Here is a 17,751-nt window from a genome sequence, read left to right as displayed (position 1 = left end):
CGCGCATCTAACAACGCCGCGGCTTAACTGGATGTGGCCGGCACCCACAGGGTGCCGGCCACAATCATCAGTTCAGGTGAACTGGAAAACCTTAGAGTGCGTTGACCTTCTTGGAGATCGCGGACTTGCGGTTTGCAGCGTTGTTCTTGTGAAGAACGCCCTTGCTGACAGCCTTGTCCAGCTTACGGCTGGCAGTTACCAGAGCAGCAGACGCGGCATCCTTGTCGGTGGACTCAACGGCGGTGTTGACGGCGCGGATGGCAGTCTTCAGCTCGGACTTGACTGCGTTGTTGCGCAGGCGAGCCTTTTCGTTGGTCAGGATGCGCTTCTTCTGGGACTTGATATTAGCCACGTGTGAACTCTCTTTTTCAATGCGGAAAATGGTCTAGAGGGCTTTCAGATTGGCCATTGACTGAGCGGCGTGGGGATACCTATGGCGACCAACCATCTGTGGCCGTCGACCTGCACGGACACACAGCTCTAAATAATAGCAGAGATGCCGCTGCGGGCACGAGTGCGGCGGCGATCCGGCGGTGCGTCCCGGCGCCAGGCGGGTCAACTCCAGCCGTAGCGCCTCCGCAGGGCCGAGGCGATGAGGTCGAAGCGGCCCGCGTCCAGGACCGCTCCTTCGCGCCGGATATCCCTCGAGTTGATCTGCAGAACCCGGTCCAGCTTCGCTTCGCTCGGCCGCCATTGGCGGTCCCATGGTCCCGTGCCGATGTCCACGTAGTCGTCCGCGCGGCGGGCGTCGCCGTCGTGGTCCTTGCTCGTCAGCATCAGGCCCAGCAGGTAGCGGCCGGTGGTGCCGACCAGCAGCACCGGACGGTCCTTGCCCTGGGAGTAGTCCTCTTCATAGGGCACCCAGGTCCACACGATTTCGCCGGGCTCGGGTAGGCCGTTCGGTGCGGGGGCATAGCGGACCGTCGCGCGTCCCCGGAAATCGCCGGGGTAGGTCCCGGTCAGTCCGGCGGCAGGGGCGCCGCCCGTCCGGGTCGAAGCTCCCGTCCGGGACTGCGCCGGCCGCCGCTTCGCAGTCGGCTTCCCGGCCGGTTTGCGTGTCGGCTTTGCGGCGGGTCCGCGGGTGGTGCCCGGCGCGGAGCCGCCAAGTTTGTCTAAGAAGCGCAGTGCGTCGCGGACCGCGGTGCCGATCGAGCGTAAGTTCCAAGCCATGGGGAAACCATACCGGGAGGCTCTGGGCAGAGTCCGCAACGGAATGCAGGGATGCACTGCCACGGGCCCGGACGTGGGAGACTATAGGAACGACAAATGCGCCACGTCGCAGGATGGGGAACCAGCATCCGCGCCGACCCGTGGACAAGCCACCAGAAATGCCAACAGTAAGGACCCTGCGTGTCTCCCATGGCCCGCACCGCCCCGGTGCCCGCCGCAACAGATCCGGCCATCATCCGGAACTTCTGCATCATTGCGCACATTGACCACGGCAAGTCCACACTGGCCGACCGGATGCTCCAGTACACCGGCGTTGTCCAGTCCCGTGACATGAAGGCCCAGTACCTGGACCGCATGGACATTGAGCGCGAACGCGGCATCACCATCAAGTCCCAGGCAGTCCGCATGCCCTGGGAGCTCGACGGCGTCAGCTACGCGCTGAACATGATCGACACTCCCGGCCACGTGGACTTCACCTATGAGGTCTCGCGCTCACTCGCGGCCTGCGAAGGCGCGGTGCTGCTCGTGGACGCGGCCCAGGGCATCGAGGCGCAGACCCTCGCCAACCTCTACCTGGCGATGGAAAACAATCTCACGATCATTCCGGTCCTGAACAAGATCGATCTCCCGGCGGCCCAGCCGGAGAAGTACGCGGCCGAACTCGCCAACCTGATCGGCGGCGACCCCGACGACGTCCTGCGCGTCTCCGGCAAGACCGGCGCCGGCGTGGAAGTCCTGCTGGACAAAATCATCCGCGACCTTCCCGCCCCGGTCGGCGATCCGAACGCCCCGGCACGGGCCATGATCTTCGACTCGGTCTACGACACCTATCGCGGCGTCGTCACCTACGTCCGCGTGGTCGACGGCATGCTGCACCCGCGCGAACGCATCCAGATGATGTCCACCCGCGCCACCCACGAACTCCTGGAAATCGGCGTCAGCTCCCCGGAGCCCACACCGTCCAAGGGCCTCGGCGTCGGCGAAGTGGGTTACCTCATCACCGGCGTGAAGGACGTCCGCCAGTCCAAGGTGGGCGACACCGTCACCAACCTCGCCAAACCGGCCAGCGAATCCCTGCCCGGCTACGCCGATGCAAAACCGATGGTCTTCTCCGGCCTGTATCCGCTGGACGGCACGGACTATCCGGTGCTCCGCGACGCGCTGGAGAAGCTGATGCTCAACGACGCCGCGCTCGTGTACGAGCCTGAGACGTCCGCCGCGCTGGGCTTCGGATTCCGCGTCGGCTTCCTGGGCCTGCTGCACCTGGAAATCACCCGCGAGCGGCTCGAGCGCGAGTACAACCTGGACCTGATCTCCACCGCCCCGAACGTGGAGTACGAGGTGACGCTGGAGGACAAAAAGGTCGTCCACGTCACCAATCCCAGCGAGTACCCCACCGGCAAGGTCGCTGAAGTCCGCGAACCGATGGTGGCTGCAACGATCCTGGCACCGAACGAGTTCGTCGGCGCCATCATGGAGCTGTGCCAGAGCAGGCGCGGCGTCATGGGCGGCATGGACTACCTTTCCGAGGACCGGGTGGAAATCCGTTACCGCCTGCCGCTGGCCGAAATCGTCTTCGATTTCTTCGACATCCTCAAGTCCAAGACCCGCGGCTACGGCTCGCTGGACTGGAAGGCCGACGGCGACCAGGTCGCAGACCTCGTCAAGGTGGACATCATGCTCCAGGGCGAGCAGGTGGACGCGTTCTCCGCGATCACGCACCGTGACAAGGCATACGCGTACGGCGTGATGATGACCGGCAAGCTGCGCGAACTCATCCCGCGGCAGCAGTTCGAGGTGCCCATCCAGGCCGCCATCGGCTCACGGATCATCGCCCGCGAAAGCATCCGCGCCATCCGCAAGGATGTGCTTGCCAAGTGCTACGGCGGTGACATCACCCGAAAGCGCAAACTGCTGGAGAAGCAGAAGGAAGGCAAGAAGCGCATGAAGATGGTGGGCCGTGTCGAGGTCCCGCAGGAAGCCTTCATCGCCGCCCTCACCACGGACGAGTCCAAGGACAAGGCCAAGAAGTAGCGGTGCTTGCCATGACTGTTGCTGCCGTGCCGGCAGGCCGGGCCTGTGCCTAGCGTCCTTCCCCTCGGCGACCCGGCGCCGTCGGACGGGCTCCTGCCCGCCCAGGCGGCCGACGGCGCTGCTCAGCGCGCCTTCGGGCTCTACGTGCACATCCCGTTCTGCGCGGTGCGCTGCGGGTACTGCGACTTCAACACCTACACCGCGACCGAGCTCGGCGGCGGGGCCTCCCAAGACGCCTACGCCGCCACCGCGATCGCCGAGGTGGACTTCGCCGCCCGCGTCCTGAACAATTCCGGCGTGCCCCAACGCCCGCTCAGCACCGTCTTCTTCGGCGGCGGCACGCCCACGCTCCTGCCGGCGGAGGACCTGGCGCGCATTCTCACGGCTGCGATCGGGGCCTGGGGCCTGCAGCCCGGCGCCGAAGTGACCACGGAAGCCAATCCGGATTCCGTCACCCCGGAATCCCTGCAGCTGCTGGCCGACGCCGGGTTCACCCGCGTCTCCTTCGGCATGCAGTCGGCCGTGCCGCACGTCCTGAAGGTCCTGGACCGCACCCACACGCCCAGCCGGGTGCCCGAGGTGGTGCAGTGGGCACGGCAGGCGGGGCTCGCGGTCAGCCTTGACCTGATCTACGGAACGCCGGGGGAATCCTTGGCTGACTGGCGCTACTCGCTCGAGACCGCCCTGTCCTACGGTCCCGACCACATCAGCGCCTACGCACTGATTGTGGAAGACGGCACCAAACTTGCGGCGCAGATCCGCCGCGGCGAGGTGCCGGAAATCGACGACGACGACCACGCCGCCAAATACGAACTCGCCGACGAACTGATTTCCGCGGCCGGGCTCGCCTGGTACGAGGTCAGCAACTGGTCCCGCACCCCCGAACAGGCCTGCCGGCACAACCTCGCCTACTGGCGGGGGGACGACTGGTGGGGCATCGGCCCCGGGGCGCACTCGCACGTCGGGGGCGTCCGCTGGTGGAACGTCAAACACCCCACCGCCTACGCCAACCGTCTCGGCACCGGCGCGTCGCCGGCCGCCGGACGGGAAACGCTGGACACCGAGACCCGCAACGTGGAGCGGGTCATGCTCGAGGCCCGACTGAACTCCGGGCTGGACATCCCGAGCCTCGGCGGCCTGGGGGACACCGGCAGGCACGCGGTCGCCGGGCTGATCGCCGACGGCCTGGTGGACCCCGCCGCCGCCTTCAAGGGGCGGCTGGTCCTCACGCTCAAGGGCCGGCTCCTGGCCGACGCCGTGGTCCGCAGGATCCTGCCGGACTAAGAAGCTGCTCCCTTGGCCGGGGGAGCCCGGCCGCGCCCGGGCCGTGGATACACAATGAGCCGGCCGCTGCCCCCAAAGGGGCAGCGGCCGGCTCATTCTGTTCGGGACCGGAGGTTTGGGGCCGGGCCGGCCTAGCGCCGGGTTGCTTGATCCCGGTCTATTTGATCCAGCGCAGGTTGAACTCGTAGCGGTGCGGCTGGCCGCGGTTGACATGGATGCCCGCAGCCACCGAGAAACAGGTCACGGCGATCCAGATCACCGTGGCGAGCACGGCAAAGAGGTTGCCCACCACGGGAATGAAGACCAGCAGATTGGCGAGCACGGCCGCGATGGTCGGCGGCAGGGTGAAGTTGAGGGCTTCCTTGGACTCCTGGGCCGTGAACGGGCCACGGTCCTTGAAGATCAAGTAGATCAGCAGCGACGGCACGCAGCCCAGGATGCCGCCGAAGTGCGCCAGCGTGGCCCACTGCCGGTCCTCGCCGGCCGTCAGCGGCAGCGCATTTGCCGGAACGCCATGGTACGGGGGCTGGCCATGGCCGGCCTGGTTGCCCGTGTGTTCGCGTGCGTTATCTGCCACGGTGAAGCCCTTCGGATTGCGGTGATGCGTTGCTGCCTGGGTTGTGCCTGGAATAGCCGGGACCGCGCTGGGAGCGCGGCCGCCGTTTCAAGAATACTTGCTTGGGCGCGTAAATGGAGATCACGGAGCGGCCGCCGCGGCGCGCTACGGCACGGTCAGGAAGTCAATGACCTCTTCGACGCGGCCCAGCAGGGACGCCTCCAGGTCGGCGTAGCTGCGGACCGCGCCGAGGAGCTTCTGCCAGCCGAGGCCGATGTCCTCCTTGGTGGAGCGGGGCCACCCGAACGCCGTCAGGATGCCGGTTTTCCAGTCCACGCCGCGGGGGATCACCGGCCACCGCTCAATCCCCAGGACCGAGGGCCGGATGGCCTGCCACACGTCCACGTAGGGGTGGCCCACAATCAGGACGTTGCCCGCGGCACCCGGCGAAGCCATGACGGCGTCGGCGATCCGCGACTCCTTGGAATCGGGCACCAGGTGGTCAACCAGCACGCCCAGCCGGCGCCCCGGACCCGGGCGGAACTCCGCCACCGCGGCCGCGAGGTCGTCAATGCCGTGCAGCGGCTCGACGACGATTCCCTCCACCCGGAGGTCATCGCCCCAGACCTTCTCCACGAGCTCGGCGTCGTGCTTGCCTTCCACCCAGATCCGGCTGGCCTTGGCCACCTGTGCGCGCTGTCCCGCCACCCGGACCGAGCCCGACGCCGTGCGGCCGGGACCGGCGGCGGGCGCCGCCTTCGGCGCAGGAGGCATCAGCCGGATCGGCTGCCCCTCCAAAAGGAAGCCAAAGCCGAGGCGGAAGGACCGGGACTTGCCCCGCCGGTCCTCCAGCGCCACCACGTGCATGCCGCCGGACTTCTCCACCCGGGTCACGGCGCCCACCCAGCCGGACTGGACCTCCTCGAGGACCATCCCGCGTTCCACCGGGACTTCCGGCAACTGCGTCTTGGCGGGGGCGGACAGGTCCTGGGGCCCCCAGTTCTGGTACGACATCTCTACACGCTTACTTTGCACTCGGAATGTACGGCGGTCAGTGGAACTCTCCGGGGCCCGAAGGGGCCCGAGCCGGACCACAGGGGCGCGGTGACGGTAGCGGCTGCCGCGGTTCCCGCGCCGTCGTGACGGATCCCCGAGATCCCGCAGGCAACGCCCGGAGCGAATCCAATGCTAACAACGCGGCGACTCATATTAGACTGGTTAGCACTTAGGCATGTCGAGTGCTAACCCCTGTCCGGTCACGGACCGCCCCCGCAGCACGCGGGGACGCGAACCGAACGGTCCTGGGGCGGCACCGGCTGCGGGACCGTCGATTGGAGGTGGAGCGTGAGCGAACCACGCAAACTCGAAGTGCTGCGCGCCATCGTGGAGGACTACGTCCATTCCCGCGAGCCAGTCGGGTCCAAGGCGCTGGTTGAACGGCACCATCTTGGTGTCTCCAGTGCCACGATCCGCAATGACATGGCTGCACTGGAAGACGAAGGCCTCATCACGGCACCGCACACGAGTGCCGGCCGGATTCCGACGGACAAGGGCTACCGGCTCTTCGTCGACCAGATCTCGGCCGTCAAGCCGTTGTCTCCGGCCGAGCGCCGGGCCATCCAGGCGCTGCTGGAAGGATCAGAGGACCTCGACGACGTCCTCGACCGCACCGTGCGGCTCCTGTCCCAGCTGACTAACCAGGTCGCCGTCGTGCAGTATCCGCTGCTCAGCCGCGCCCGGGTGCGGCACATCGAATTCGTGCTGCTGGCGCCCCGGAAGGTCCTGGCGGTCCTGATCGCGGACACCGGGAAGGTGGAGCAGCGCGTGATCGACGTCGGCCAGGAGATTGCGGACGACGCACTGGCGGAGTTGCGCACCCGTTTCCTGGCCAGCCTCTCCGGAACCCCGCTGAGCCTGATGCCGCAACTGCTGCCCGCCGTCGTCGCGAGCGGCCCGCCGGCGCGCCGCGGCGCAGCCCAGGCCCTGGCCCGCGGCCTCGAGGCCCTGGCGACGAGCAGCCGCGAGGAGCGCATGGTCATGGCCGGCACCGCCAACCTGGCCCGCTCCAACGTGGACTTCCCGCTCAGCATCGGCCCCGTGCTGGAAGCCCTCGAGGAGCAGGTGGTCATGTTGCGCCTGCTCAGCGAAATGGCCGAAGACCCGCGCGGTGTCACGGTCAGCATCGGACGGGAGAACCCCTACGACGGCCTCGCCGAGGCCTCGGTGGTGGCCACCGCCTACGGGCCGGACGCCACGGCCAAGGTCGGAGTCCTCGGGCCCACCCGGATGGACTATCCCACCACCATGGCCGCCGTCCGCGCGGTGGCCCGCTACCTTTCGAGGATCCTTGGGCCCTGACCGGCCCGGGACCGAACGCTACTTTTTGCCCGACAGGCAGTGCCCCACAGGCAGAACAACAAGGAAGAGATACACACTTTGAGCAGCCACTATGACGTTCTTGGAGTCTCCCGCGACGCAACGGGGGAGGAAATCAAGAAGGCCTACCGGAAACTGGCCCGGACCCTTCACCCTGACGTGAACCCGGGGGAGGACGCCTCGGACCGGTTCAAGGCGGTCACCCACGCCTACGAGGTCCTTTCCGATCCGCAGAAGCGCCGGGTCTATGACACCACCGGCAATGAGAACGGCACCGACAACGGCTTCGGCGGCGGCAGCTACTCCGGCCAGGGCTTCGCCTTCCAGGACATCTTCGAGACCTTCTTCGGCGCCGGCGGCGGCCAGGGCGGCCCGGCGTCCCGGATCCGCCGCGGCCAGGACGCGCTGATCAGCGTACGGATCGACCTCCGCGACGCCGTGTTCGGCGTCAACAAGAAGCTCGAAGTGGACACGGCCGTCATCTGCCCCACCTGCGAGGGCTCCTGCTGCCGCGAGGGCAGCCACCCGGTCCGCTGCGACATCTGTGGCGGCAGCGGCCAGGTCCAGCGCGCTGTGCGGTCCATCCTCGGCCAGGTCATGACGTCGGCTCCCTGCGGCTCCTGTGAGGGCTTCGGCACCGTCATCAAGGACCCCTGCAACGAGTGCAGCGGCCAGGGCCGAATCCGCAGCCGCCGTTCCCTGACCGTCAAGGTCCCGGCCGGCGTTGCCACCGGCACCCGTATCCAGCTGTCCGGGCAGGGCGAGGCGGGCCCCGCCGGCGGCCCGGCCGGTGACCTGTACGTGGAGATCCGGGTCAACAATGACCCTACCTACGTCCGCGACGGCGACGACCTCCACGCCAGCCTCAACATCCCCATGACGGCTGCCGCGCTCGGCACCGAAATCACCCTGGAGACCTTCGACGGCGAGCAGGAGATCGACGTCAAGGCCGGCACCCAGTCGGGCGAGATCATCACCCTGCGCGGCCTCGGTGTGACGCACCTGCGCGGCCACGGCCGCGGCGACCTGAAGGTGCACCTGCAGGTCGAAACGCCGGTCAAGCTCGATCACGCCCAGGAAGAACTCCTCCGCCAGCTGGCCAAGCACCGCGGCGAACACTTCACCGCGGGAAAGCTTGCCGCCAGCGGCGGCGTCTTCGCCAAACTGCGGGATCGGCTCGGTAACCTGTAGCGGTGAGTAACCCGGTCTTCTTCACCGCCCCAGGGACACTGGACCAGCAGGTCCCCGGCTCGGCCTTCGTCCTCGAAGGCGCCGAAGCCCGCCACGCCATCACCGTCAAGCGGCTCGCCGTCGGGGAGGCCGTGGATATCGCCGACGGCGCCGGCAAGCGCCTGACGGGCACCGTCGCCGCCGTCGCTCCCGGCGAACTGACCGTCGAGTGCCTGGACCTCGTGGCGGAGCCGCAACCCGCGATCCGGCTGGTTCTGGTCCAGGCCCTCGCCAAGGGCGACCGCGACGAACTCGCGGCCGAAACCGCCACCGAGCTGGGCATCGACGCCGTCATTCCCTGGCAGGCCGAGCGGTCCATCGTGCGGTGGAAGGCCGAACGTGCCGCGAAGGCGCATGCGAAGTGGCAGTCGGTGGTGACCGCGGCCGCCAAGCAGGCCCGCCGGGCCTGGATCCCGGAAGTCCGGGCCGCCGTCGACGGTGCCGGGCTGCAGGCGGCCGTGGCAGCCGCGGACCTCGCGGTCATCCTGCACGAAGACGCCGTCCGCCCCCTGCGGCAAGTGCTTGAGGCGTGGCTGGACAGTGCTGCTGAGGGCGAGGCGGCGCCCGGCGGCGACGGGCCCCGTGAAGTTCTGCTGATCGTGGGCCCGGAAGGCGGCATCAGCCCGCGGGAGGTCACCCGGCTGTGCGACGCAGGAGCGGTGACAGCCCTGCTGGGCCACCATGTGCTGCGCACGTCCACGGCAGGACCCGCCGCCACCGTGCTGGCCAGCGATATCCTCGGACGCTGGTAGCCGGCAGCATGACTATTTGCCCGTTACTATTTGCCCGTGACTAGTTGACCGTGAAGCCGCGGGTGTCGGTGAACACTTCCCTGGAGCTGTCCGCCGGGTCCACCTGGGACACGCGGACTTCATAGCGTCCCGGGCCGAGGTTCACGGACAGGGTGAACAGCCCGGACTGCGCGGAATCGGCCGAAGCCGTCGCGTTGCCATTGAGATAGGCGGATTTGGCGTTATCGCCGTCCACCTTGAGGATCTCCCAGCGAAGCTTCCCGCCTTGAACGGTGCTCCGGCCGCTGATCTTGACGGACCCGTCAGCGACGGACATGCCTTCCTGCGGATCAATGATCCACACGGGGGCAACCATCCCGGCACTGCGCGACGTCGGAGCGCCGAGCCGGACGTGGTTGAAGGCGACATAGTCCGTATGCCCGTCGACGAGCACCACCACCTGGACCTGCTGTCCGGAATCGATCAGGCCCGCGCTGGCGGCAGCTGCCGTCGCGGTGTAGACGAGCTGCTGGATGGCGCGCTCGGCCATGGCCGCGTCCACGTTGCTGTTGAAAGCATCCGCCGAGACATCCACCGTGATCACGTTCTTGCCGGAAATCGACGTCGACAGCTTCTTCGGATTCTGCCACGGCGTGAAGAAGTCCGGGTCGAGCGGCTTCTGGGACATCATCACCCGCAGAGCGCGCGTGACCGGGTTGTCCTGATCCGGGACGTCACGGAACTCGCGGTACAGGAACGCGTTGTCGTTGCTCCGCCCGATCCAGTACACCGGGGCCTTGTTGGAGGTCTGCGCGGTCTCCAGCGGAGCGCTGGTGGTGGGGGCGCCCGACGCCGCGTCCGGAATTAGCTCCGACGGGCTGCTGGAATTAGTGATGCCGCCCTGAGGAGTCGCCACGCAGCCGGACAGAAGGAGGGCGGCGGGCAGCACGAGCACCAGCGCGACGCGACGGACACGTCCCGCTGCTGACTGTTGACCCTCACGCTGCCTGATGCTGCTGCCCCTTCGTGTGCCACGCCGCGCCGGGCGGGAATGATCCGTTTTGTCGGCGGCATGGACCGCCGGTGGCTGCCTGTCCTTGGCCTGCCGGGCGCCCGGCCCGGAGCCCTGGAGGACAGCCGAATTCCAGCATGGCACACGGGCCCGGGGCGAAAGCCCGGTTTGGGGGCGCCCGGCGGAACTGCAACGGGAACGATATGAGGCCGATGCGAAGTTGATACATAATGTCGGGAACCATGTCCCGCCGGGCAGCGGCTGCCACGAGAGGTCCGGCCCCGGTGGCGATGCACTTCAGCAGTGAAGGGACTGCCTCAGCCTATTCCGGTGTTCCGGAATTCGGGTAGCACGTCGGCGTTTCCGGGATAGACCCACCGGGTCGATTCCCGGGCGCCCTTCACGAATATTGAGCATGTGAATACCGTATGCCGGCGCTGCGACAGATTCTTTACGTCATGCTTCGGTCCGTGACGCGCTGCGTCGCAGCGCGACTGTGCGTTTCAGCCGGGGTTGGGAAGCGGCGTCCAGGGTGGTTGATTGAGGGCACAGACTTCGAAAGGACCCGCCATGACGGAACATTCTGACCTCAGCCCGCGCCGGCTCCGGACCATCCTGGGCCACTTCGCCACCGGCCTGGCCGTGATCACCGCGGCAACGAAGGACGGTCCCGCCGGCTTTACGTGCCAGTCCTTTTCCTCTCTGTCGCTGGAACCTGCCCTCGTGTCCTTCAGTCCTGCGCGGACCTCAAGCACCTGGCCTCTGCTGCGCGAGGCGGGCCGGTTCACCGTGAACATCCTCCCGGCCGAACATCAGCACCTGGCGGCGCAGTTCGCCCGTTCCGGGGCGGACAAATTCGCCGGCGTTGACCACTCGCCGTCGCCGCTGGGGAACCCTGTCCTCGACCACGCGCTGGCCTGGGTGGACTGCGAACTGCGCCAGGAATACGACGGCGGGGACCACACGATTGTTGTCGCCGCGGTCCGTGCACTGAGCGCCCGCGCCGACGCTGAGCCGCTGCTCTTCTACCGGGGCAGCTATGTTGGCGTCCAATCCCGGGCAGGGGTGCTGGAGAGCGTGGGATGACCATGCTGAGGTCGCCATCGCGCCGCGGGGGTCGCCGCGGAACCCCACTGCCGGACACTTTCGACGCGCGGGGTTTCCCTGAAGACTGGGGCTCCATAAAAGTCGGATCCAGTGTCGAAGTGGTCATCTCGGCTCACCACGCCTACGTGGGTCGCACCGATTCCAAGACGCCCGACTCAGCAGTCGTCCGGGTCGTCAGTGCAGGGTGCCACGGACGCCGGATGTACGGGCATCGCGACGGCATCCGTCTGCTGGGCATCATCCCCGGGGGCACGGCATGAGCGCCGTGTGGATCGCGCTGGCGTGCGGTCTCGGGCTGGCGGCCGGCGGCGTCTGGGCGGCCTGGTCCCTGATGACGGAGGCGCCCGCCCGGCCGGTCCAGGAGGACGCTCCGGAGCCGGATAGCGCCGACCCGTCCTTCCCGCGCACAGGGGCCCACTGGCTTGATGGTTACGTTATCTTCGGGAACACCTACAACTAACGGCGACGTCCTGGTGCGCCTCAGCGGCCCGGCACGCGGGCGGCGCCGGACCCTGACCGGCGTCGGGCGCGCCGCGCTGGCGTAAGATGGAAGGACCCGGTGACCCCGGCCGCGGGCGGTGCGAACCGCCGTCGGCAGGGATCACGGGGACCGACCATATTCATACTGGAGGGGACCAGAGGCCCGCGGGCCAACACCATGACTGAAGCAGCGAACGGCAAGGCCCGGTTCAGCGCCGGAGAGCGCACCGCAGGGGAATTCCCCCACTCCCTACCAGGGTTGCGGACGGAGGTGGTCTTGTTCGACGACTCAGAGCAGATGGTCCAGTCGCTGGGCAGCCATGACGAAGCCCTCCGGTTCATCGAAAACCAGTACCCTGCCGTTGACTTCCATGTCCGGGGGAACGAGCTCGCGATCAGCGGTCCGGCCGCCGACGTGCCGCGCATCATGCGCCTGCTCAACGAGGTGCGCGGGCTGGTGGCCCGGGGCACAGTCATCACCCCTGCCGTCCTGCAGCAGCTTGTGTCCATGCTCCGCAGCCAGTCACTGCAGAACCCCGTGGAAGTGCTGACCACCAACATCCTTTCCACCCGCGGCAAGACCATCAGGGCCAAGACGCTGAACCAGAAGAACTACGTGGACGCGATCGACGCCAACACGGTGATCTTCGGGATCGGGCCGGCCGGTACCGGCAAGACGTACCTGGCGATGGCCAAGGCGGTCCAGGCCCTGCAGCAGAAGGAAGTCAGCCGGATCATCCTGACCCGTCCTGCCGTCGAGGCGGGGGAGCGTCTGGGCTTCCTGCCGGGCACCCTGAGCGACAAGATCGACCCCTACTTGCGGCCGCTGTACGACGCCCTGCACGACATGATGGACCCCGAGTCCATTCCGCGGCTCATGGCCGCCGGCACCATCGAGGTGGCCCCGCTGGCGTACATGCGCGGCCGCACGCTCAACGACGCCTTCATCATCCTCGACGAGGCCCAGAACACCACGCCGGAGCAGATGAAGATGTTCCTGACCCGCCTGGGCTTCGGCTCCAAGATGGTAGTCACCGGCGACATCACCCAGGTGGACCTTCCCTTCGGCACCCGTTCAGGGCTGCGGATCGTCGAGGAAATCCTGCAGGGGATCGAGGACGTCAACTTCTCCGTGCTGGATGCCTCCGACGTCGTCCGGCACCGCCTGGTGGGGGACATCGTCAACGCCTACAGCATCTGGGACGAAGTCCAGAGGAACCGGGTCAAGCATTCCGTTGCCCGGGAGACGCGGGGAGAACACGCATGAGCATTGAGGTCAACAACGAATCCGGCGTGGCGGTCGACGAGTCCGAGCTCGTGGCCCTGTCGCGTTTCATCTTCGAACGCCTCTACATCCACCCGCAGGCGGAACTGTCCATCCTGCTGGTGGACGAACCGGCCATGGAAAAGCTGCACATCGAACTGATGGACGAGCCCGGCTCCACCGATGTCCTCTCGGTGCCGATGGACGAACTGACCCCGGGCACGCCGGACAAGCCGACCCCGCAGGGCATGCTCGGCGATATCGCCATCTGCCCCCAGGTGGCCGAGGTCCAGGCCCGGAACGCCGGCCACTCCACCCAGGACGAGATGCTGCTTCTCACCACGCACGGCATCCTGCACCTGTTGGGTTATGACCACGCCGAGCCGGAGGAAAAGGAAGAGATGTTCGGGCTGCAGCGCGAACTCCTGACCGCGTTCACCGGCAAAGAGGCCCCGTCAGAGACGATTCAGTGACCCCACTGATTCTTGCCGGCATGGCGCTGGTGTTCCTTAGCTTTGCCGCGGTGCTGACCGCTGCCGAGTCCGCCTTCAACTTCCTGCCCCGGCACGACGCCGAACAGGCGGTCCTGAACAGCCGGGGCACGTCGCTGAAGCGGATCCTGGCGCAGCCCGTGGGACACATGCGCGCCCTCCGGTTCTGGCGGATCTGGTTCGAGATGGCCTCCGCCGTCGCCGTGACCGTACTCCTGCACAGCCTGCTGGACAACGTGTGGCTCGCCGGCCTGGCCGCCACCGGCATCATGGCAGTGATCGGTTTCGTGATCGTCGGCGTCTCTCCCCGGCAGCTTGGCCGGGTGCACTCCGCCGCCCTGGTCCGCTTCAGCGCGCCGCTCGTTCGATTCCTTTATGCCGTGCTCGGCCCGATTCCGGGCTGGCTGGTCAGCCTGGGCAGCGCAGTCGCCCCCGGCGCGCCGGCGGACAACGAGGCCTTCTTCAGCGAAGAGGAGTTCCGCGAACTCGTGGACCGCGCCACCGAGTCCGACGTGATCGAGGACAACGAGGCCGAGCTGATCCAGTCGGTCTTCGACTTCGGGGACACCCTGGTCCGTTCCGTCATGGTGCCGCGGACCGACATCCTCACCATCGACTCCGGATCCAGCCTGCACCGCGCAATGTCGCTCTTCCTGCGCTCCGGGTACTCGCGGATCCCGATCATCGGCGAAAACACCGACCAGATCCTGGGCATTGTGTACCTCAAGGACGTCGCCGCTGCGCTGCACAACCTGGGCCCGGCCGAGGAGCCGCCGGTGGTCGACGAACTCGCCCGGGAGGTCCGCTATGTGCCGGATTCGAAGCCGGTCAGCGACCTGCTGCGGGAACTCCAGAAGGAATCGACGCACGTGGCGATCGTCATCGACGAATACGGCGGAACAGCAGGGCTGGTCACGCTCGAGGACCTCATCGAGGAGATCGTCGGTGAGATCGTGGACGAATACGACACCGAAAGCGCCGAGGCCGTGGCACTCGGTGACGGGAGCTACCGGGTTAGCGCCCGCATGAGCATCGATGACCTCGGCGAGCTCTTCGACCTGGAGCTCGACGACGACGAAGTGGACACCGTGGGCGGCCTGCTCGCCAAGGCCCTCGGGCGGGTGCCGATCGTCGGCAGCACCGTCCAGGTCCACGGGCTGTCCCTCCGCGCCGACCGGCTCGAGGGCCGGCGGAACCGCGTCAGCCACATCATTGCGGCCACCGTAGCAAAAGAAGAAACTGACCTTGAAGACCTTCTCGACGAGGCCGCACCAATTCAACAGGGAGTCTCACGTGAGCAAGCAGAATAAGTCCGACGGCGAAGCAGCCCACGGCGGCTACCGCGCCGGTTTCTCGGTGCTGGTAGGGCGCCCCAACGCGGGCAAGTCCACCCTCACCAACGCCCTTGTCGGCCAGAAAGTGGCGATCACCTCGGCCAAGCCGCAGACGACGCGCCACACCATCCGGGGCATCGTTCACCGGGACGACGCCCAGCTGATCCTCGTGGACACCCCGGGCCTGCACCGCCCGCGCACCCTGCTGGGAAAGCGGCTGAACGAACTCGTCGCGGACACCCTCGCCGAGGTCGACGCGATCGGCTTCTGCCTTCCTGCCAACGAAAAGATCGGCCCGGGCGACAAGTTCATCGCCGCCCAGCTGGCCGCCGTCGGCAACAAGCCCATCATCGCAATCGTGACGAAGGCCGATACCGTGGACCGCCAGGCCCTCACTGAGCAGCTGCTCGCCGTCGCCGCCCTCGGCCGCGAGGTCCGCGGCGAGGACGGCTGGAACGACATCGTCCCGGTCTCCGCCACCGACGGCTTCCAGGTCGACACCGTGGCCGACGTCCTGATCAGCCACATGCCGGCCTCGCCGCCGCTGTACCCGGACGGGCACCTGACGGACGAGCCCGAAGCTGTCATGATCGCCGAACTCATCCGGGAAGCTGCCCTTGAGGGCGTTCGCGATGAACTGCCGCACTCCCTGGCCGTCGTGGTCGATGAAATCGTGCCGCGGGAAGGGCGTCCCGAAGACCGGCCGTTCCTCGACGTCCGCGTCAACCTGTACGTGGAACGCCCGTCCCAGAAAGCCATCATCATCGGCAAAGGCGGCGCCCGGCTCCGCGAGGTCGGCACCAACGCGCGCAAGGCGATTGAGGCGCTGCTCGGTGCCCGCATCTATCTCGACCTGCACGTCAAGGTGGCCAAGGACTGGCAGCGCGATCCGAAGCAGCTCGTCAAACTCGGCTTCTGAGCCGTACCTTTAGTAAGGCCTCCAACGGGGCCGCCAGTTGGGCTGTGACCGGGCCGCGGGTCCGCCCCGCCGCTCCCAAGAGCGGGCCCATCGGCATTTTCTCAGTTTCGGACACTAAAATGGGCAAACTCCCCGTTCGTGAAGGAAGGCTCAACAAGTGGCTCGACCCCGTGATAACCGCGCCGACGGATCCGCCCCGCCGGTTCGGTCATCCGCTGCTGCCCGCCACACCGGCGACACCGCCGTCGGGCCGGCCCGCCACCTCGGCGCCGTCCGGCGGACTCCCACCTGGCTGAAAGTCACCACGGGCGTCCTCGCGGTCCTCCTGGTCGGCGTGATCGCGTTTGGCGCCTACTGGGTGATCCGGCTCCAGGGCAACATCACCAAGGCCCCGCTGAGCGCCGGCAGCGTCAAGTCCGAGAACTCCGTGAACGACTCGACGGACCGGATGCAGATCCTGATCCTCGGCTCGGACACGCGCGACGGGAAGAATGCCCAGTACGGCTCCAGCGCTGATTCCACCGGCTACGGGCACTCGGACGTCATGATGCTCATGGACATCTCCGCGGACAACAAGCGCGTCAACGTCGTCAGTTTCCCGCGCGACCTCCTGGTCGATATCCCCCAGTGCACGGATCCGAAGACCAACAAGGTCTACCCGGCCCAGAAGGGCGTCATGATCAACTCGGCAATGTCCGAGGCCGGGATCGGCTGCGCCGTGGACACCGTCAACAAGCTCACCGGACTGCAGATTGACCACTTCATGATGGCGGACTTCAACGCCGTCAAGGAACTCTCCAACGCCGTCGGCGGTGTGGAAGTGTGCGTCAGTGACGCCGTCTACGACCCCGACTCCAAGCTCCGGCTGCCCAAGGGCACGTCCACCGTGCAGGGGGAGCAGGCGCTGTCCTTCGTCCGCACGCGGCACGCCTTCGGTGACGGCGGTGACCTTGGCCGCATCAAGGCCCAGCAGGGCTTCCTGTCATCCCTCACCCGGAAGATCAAGAGCGACGGCACCCTCACCAACCCGGCACGGATGCTCGGCATCGCGGACGCGATCACCAAGAACCTCACCATCGACGACGGCCTGGCGTCGGTGCCGACGCTGCTGACCGTGGGCAACCGGCTCAAGAACATCGACGTCGGCAAGGTGGCCTTCGTGGCCACGCCCACCGTTCCGGCCGAATCGGACCCCAACCGGCTGCAGCTGGCCGAACCCGCGGCGTCGCAGCTTTTTGCCGCCATGCGCAACGACGTTGACCTGACGGATCCGACCGCGACGCCGAGCGCCGCCCCGGCTGCCAGTGCCACACCGGCCCCGAGCGCCCCGGCACCGGCCTACGACAAGACGCTGCAGCCGGTCACCGTTGCCAACGGTTCAGGGGTGCCCACGCGGGCCCAGGAGATCATCCAGGCCATCAAGGGCGCGGGCTTCACCAAGGTGGGCCAGCTGACGGCCCGGCCCGTCGCGACCACTGCCGTCTACTACGGTGCGGACTACGCTGACGTGGCCGCCGATGTCGCGGCCCTCCTCGGCGTGGCGCCGGGCCAGGTGCTCCCGGCGGCCGGTGTCGTCGGAGTCCAGGTGTACCTGGGCGCCGATTTCGCCAACGGAACACCGACAGCCGCCGCGACGCCGCAACTGCCCGCGGACATCGTCAACCAGACGGCCGGCGACACCGTCTGCCAGCAGGCGAACCCGGCCCTGATCACCCGCTGATCCTCAGGGGCCGTCCGGTTTCGCTGCGTTGGAAAAGCGTTTC

The 17,751-nt window shown here is 67.4% G+C and carries 18 protein-coding genes; 13 read left to right on the top strand and 5 right to left on the bottom strand.

Annotated features, from left to right (window positions below; genetic code table 11):
- Positions 1–91 precede the first annotated feature (91 nt).
- Together rpsT and ABD243_RS16195 are read right to left on the bottom strand one after the other, a co-directional pair.
- Positions 92–352 carry a 30S ribosomal protein S20 gene (gene rpsT / locus ABD243_RS16200; RefSeq protein ID WP_091251700.1) on the bottom strand — a complete coding sequence of 87 codons (261 nt, stop codon included), beginning with the start codon at positions 350–352 and terminating at the stop codon, positions 92–94.
- 203 nt (positions 353–555) lie between these two features.
- Entirely contained in the window at positions 556–1,170 is a 615-nt protein-coding gene (locus tag ABD243_RS16195; protein WP_344367437.1) for a type II toxin-antitoxin system PemK/MazF family toxin, read from the bottom strand.
- A gap of 180 nt (positions 1,171–1,350) precedes the next feature.
- Between ABD243_RS16195 and lepA the strand changes: the two genes are divergently transcribed.
- Complete coding sequence (gene lepA / locus ABD243_RS16190) at positions 1,351–3,204, top strand: translation elongation factor 4 (protein WP_202615892.1); 1,854 nt, start codon at positions 1,351–1,353, stop codon at positions 3,202–3,204.
- A gap of 45 nt (positions 3,205–3,249) precedes the next feature.
- Complete coding sequence (gene hemW, locus ABD243_RS16185; RefSeq protein ID WP_344367436.1) at positions 3,250–4,488, top strand: radical SAM family heme chaperone HemW; 1,239 nt, start codon at positions 3,250–3,252, stop codon at positions 4,486–4,488.
- A gap of 157 nt (positions 4,489–4,645) precedes the next feature.
- Here hemW and ABD243_RS16180 read toward each other — a convergent pair whose 3' ends face one another.
- Both ABD243_RS16180 and ABD243_RS16175 read right to left on the bottom strand, forming a co-directional pair.
- Positions 4,646–5,065: a DUF4870 domain-containing protein gene (locus tag ABD243_RS16180; protein ID WP_091251696.1), complete on the bottom strand. Its 420-nt coding sequence runs from the start codon at positions 5,063–5,065 to the stop codon at positions 4,646–4,648.
- 144 nt (positions 5,066–5,209) lie between these two features.
- Positions 5,210–6,058 (bottom strand): DUF3097 domain-containing protein, encoded by an 849-nt coding sequence (locus ABD243_RS16175; RefSeq protein WP_344367435.1) that lies wholly within the window; start codon positions 6,056–6,058, stop codon positions 5,210–5,212.
- 330 nt (positions 6,059–6,388) lie between these two features.
- On the opposite strand from ABD243_RS16175, the gene hrcA reads away from it, so the two are divergent.
- The 3 genes from hrcA to ABD243_RS16160 all read left to right on the top strand — a co-directional run bounded on the left by hrcA (position 6,389) and on the right by ABD243_RS16160 (position 9,402).
- Positions 6,389–7,402 carry a heat-inducible transcriptional repressor HrcA gene (gene hrcA / locus ABD243_RS16170; protein ID WP_116767670.1) on the top strand — a complete coding sequence of 338 codons (1,014 nt, stop codon included), beginning with the start codon at positions 6,389–6,391 and terminating at the stop codon, positions 7,400–7,402.
- A 78-nt stretch (positions 7,403–7,480) separates the two neighbouring features.
- Positions 7,481–8,611 (top strand): molecular chaperone DnaJ, encoded by a 1,131-nt coding sequence (gene dnaJ, locus ABD243_RS16165; RefSeq protein ID WP_116767672.1) that lies wholly within the window; start codon positions 7,481–7,483, stop codon positions 8,609–8,611.
- Positions 8,612–8,613: 2 nt separating this feature from the next.
- Complete coding sequence (locus ABD243_RS16160; RefSeq protein ID WP_344367434.1) at positions 8,614–9,402, top strand: 16S rRNA (uracil(1498)-N(3))-methyltransferase; 789 nt, start codon at positions 8,614–8,616, stop codon at positions 9,400–9,402.
- Between the two features lie 40 nt (positions 9,403–9,442).
- Here ABD243_RS16160 and ABD243_RS16155 read toward each other — a convergent pair whose 3' ends face one another.
- On the bottom strand, positions 9,443–10,336 hold the full coding sequence (locus ABD243_RS16155; protein ID WP_237563483.1) for a GerMN domain-containing protein: 894 nt from the start codon (positions 10,334–10,336) through the stop codon (positions 9,443–9,445).
- 627 nt (positions 10,337–10,963) lie between these two features.
- Between ABD243_RS16155 and ABD243_RS16150 the strand changes: the two genes are divergently transcribed.
- From ABD243_RS16150 to ABD243_RS16115, 8 genes are all read left to right on the top strand, one after another.
- Positions 10,964–11,479, top strand: a complete 516-nt coding sequence (locus ABD243_RS16150; protein ID WP_344367433.1) for a flavin reductase family protein — start codon at positions 10,964–10,966, stop codon at positions 11,477–11,479.
- 119 nt (positions 11,480–11,598) lie between these two features.
- Positions 11,599–11,760, top strand: a complete 162-nt coding sequence (locus ABD243_RS16145) for a hypothetical protein (RefSeq protein WP_344367432.1) — start codon at positions 11,599–11,601, stop codon at positions 11,758–11,760.
- The gene (locus tag ABD243_RS16140) at positions 11,757–11,960 is read left to right on the top strand and encodes a hypothetical protein (protein ID WP_344367431.1); all 204 of its coding nucleotides are present in this window, start codon (positions 11,757–11,759) and stop codon (positions 11,958–11,960) included. Before ABD243_RS16145 ends, ABD243_RS16140 begins: the two co-directional genes overlap by 4 nt.
- A 198-nt stretch (positions 11,961–12,158) precedes the next feature.
- The gene (locus tag ABD243_RS16135) at positions 12,159–13,247 is read left to right on the top strand and encodes a PhoH family protein (RefSeq protein ID WP_116767679.1); all 1,089 of its coding nucleotides are present in this window, start codon (positions 12,159–12,161) and stop codon (positions 13,245–13,247) included.
- The gene (gene ybeY / locus ABD243_RS16130; RefSeq protein WP_091251681.1) at positions 13,244–13,717 is read left to right on the top strand and encodes an rRNA maturation RNase YbeY; all 474 of its coding nucleotides are present in this window, start codon (positions 13,244–13,246) and stop codon (positions 13,715–13,717) included. Before ABD243_RS16135 ends, ybeY begins: the two co-directional genes overlap by 4 nt.
- Positions 13,714–15,045 carry a hemolysin family protein gene (locus ABD243_RS16125; RefSeq protein WP_116767681.1) on the top strand — a complete coding sequence of 444 codons (1,332 nt, stop codon included), beginning with the start codon at positions 13,714–13,716 and terminating at the stop codon, positions 15,043–15,045. The genes ybeY and ABD243_RS16125 overlap by 4 nt, the downstream gene beginning before the upstream one ends.
- Complete coding sequence (era, locus tag ABD243_RS16120) at positions 15,029–15,988, top strand: GTPase Era (RefSeq protein WP_116767683.1); 960 nt, start codon at positions 15,029–15,031, stop codon at positions 15,986–15,988. The genes ABD243_RS16125 and era overlap by 17 nt, the downstream gene beginning before the upstream one ends.
- 157 nt (positions 15,989–16,145) lie before the next feature.
- Positions 16,146–17,708, top strand: coding sequence for an LCP family protein (locus ABD243_RS16115; RefSeq protein WP_344367430.1), 1,563 nt, complete (start codon positions 16,146–16,148; stop codon positions 17,706–17,708).
- Positions 17,709–17,751: the final 43 nt, after the last annotated feature.

Origin of the sequence: Arthrobacter humicola (assembly GCF_039531445.1) — a bacterium.
GTDB lineage: Bacteria > Actinomycetota > Actinomycetes > Actinomycetales > Micrococcaceae > Arthrobacter > Arthrobacter humicola.
Note: the sequence above shows the minus strand (reverse complement) of the source record. Positions and strands in the feature narration are given on the sequence as shown.

Bases quoted from the DNA above. Each gene is read 5' to 3' on its own strand.
- ABD243_RS16175 (WP_344367435.1), bottom strand. From the start codon at position 6,058: ATGTCGTACCAGAACTGGGGGCCCCAGGACCTGTCCGCCCCCGCCAAG.
- ABD243_RS16135 (WP_116767679.1), top strand. From the start codon at position 12,159: ATGACTGAAGCAGCGAACGGCAAGGCCCGGTTCAGCGCCGGAGAGCGC.
- ABD243_RS16150 (WP_344367433.1), top strand. From the start codon at position 10,964: ATGACGGAACATTCTGACCTCAGCCCGCGCCGGCTCCGGACCATCCTG.
- ABD243_RS16140 (WP_344367431.1), top strand. From the start codon at position 11,757: ATGAGCGCCGTGTGGATCGCGCTGGCGTGCGGTCTCGGGCTGGCGGCC.
- ABD243_RS16195 (WP_344367437.1), bottom strand. From the start codon at position 1,170: ATGGCTTGGAACTTACGCTCGATCGGCACCGCGGTCCGCGACGCACTG.
- ybeY (WP_091251681.1), top strand. From the start codon at position 13,244: ATGAGCATTGAGGTCAACAACGAATCCGGCGTGGCGGTCGACGAGTCC.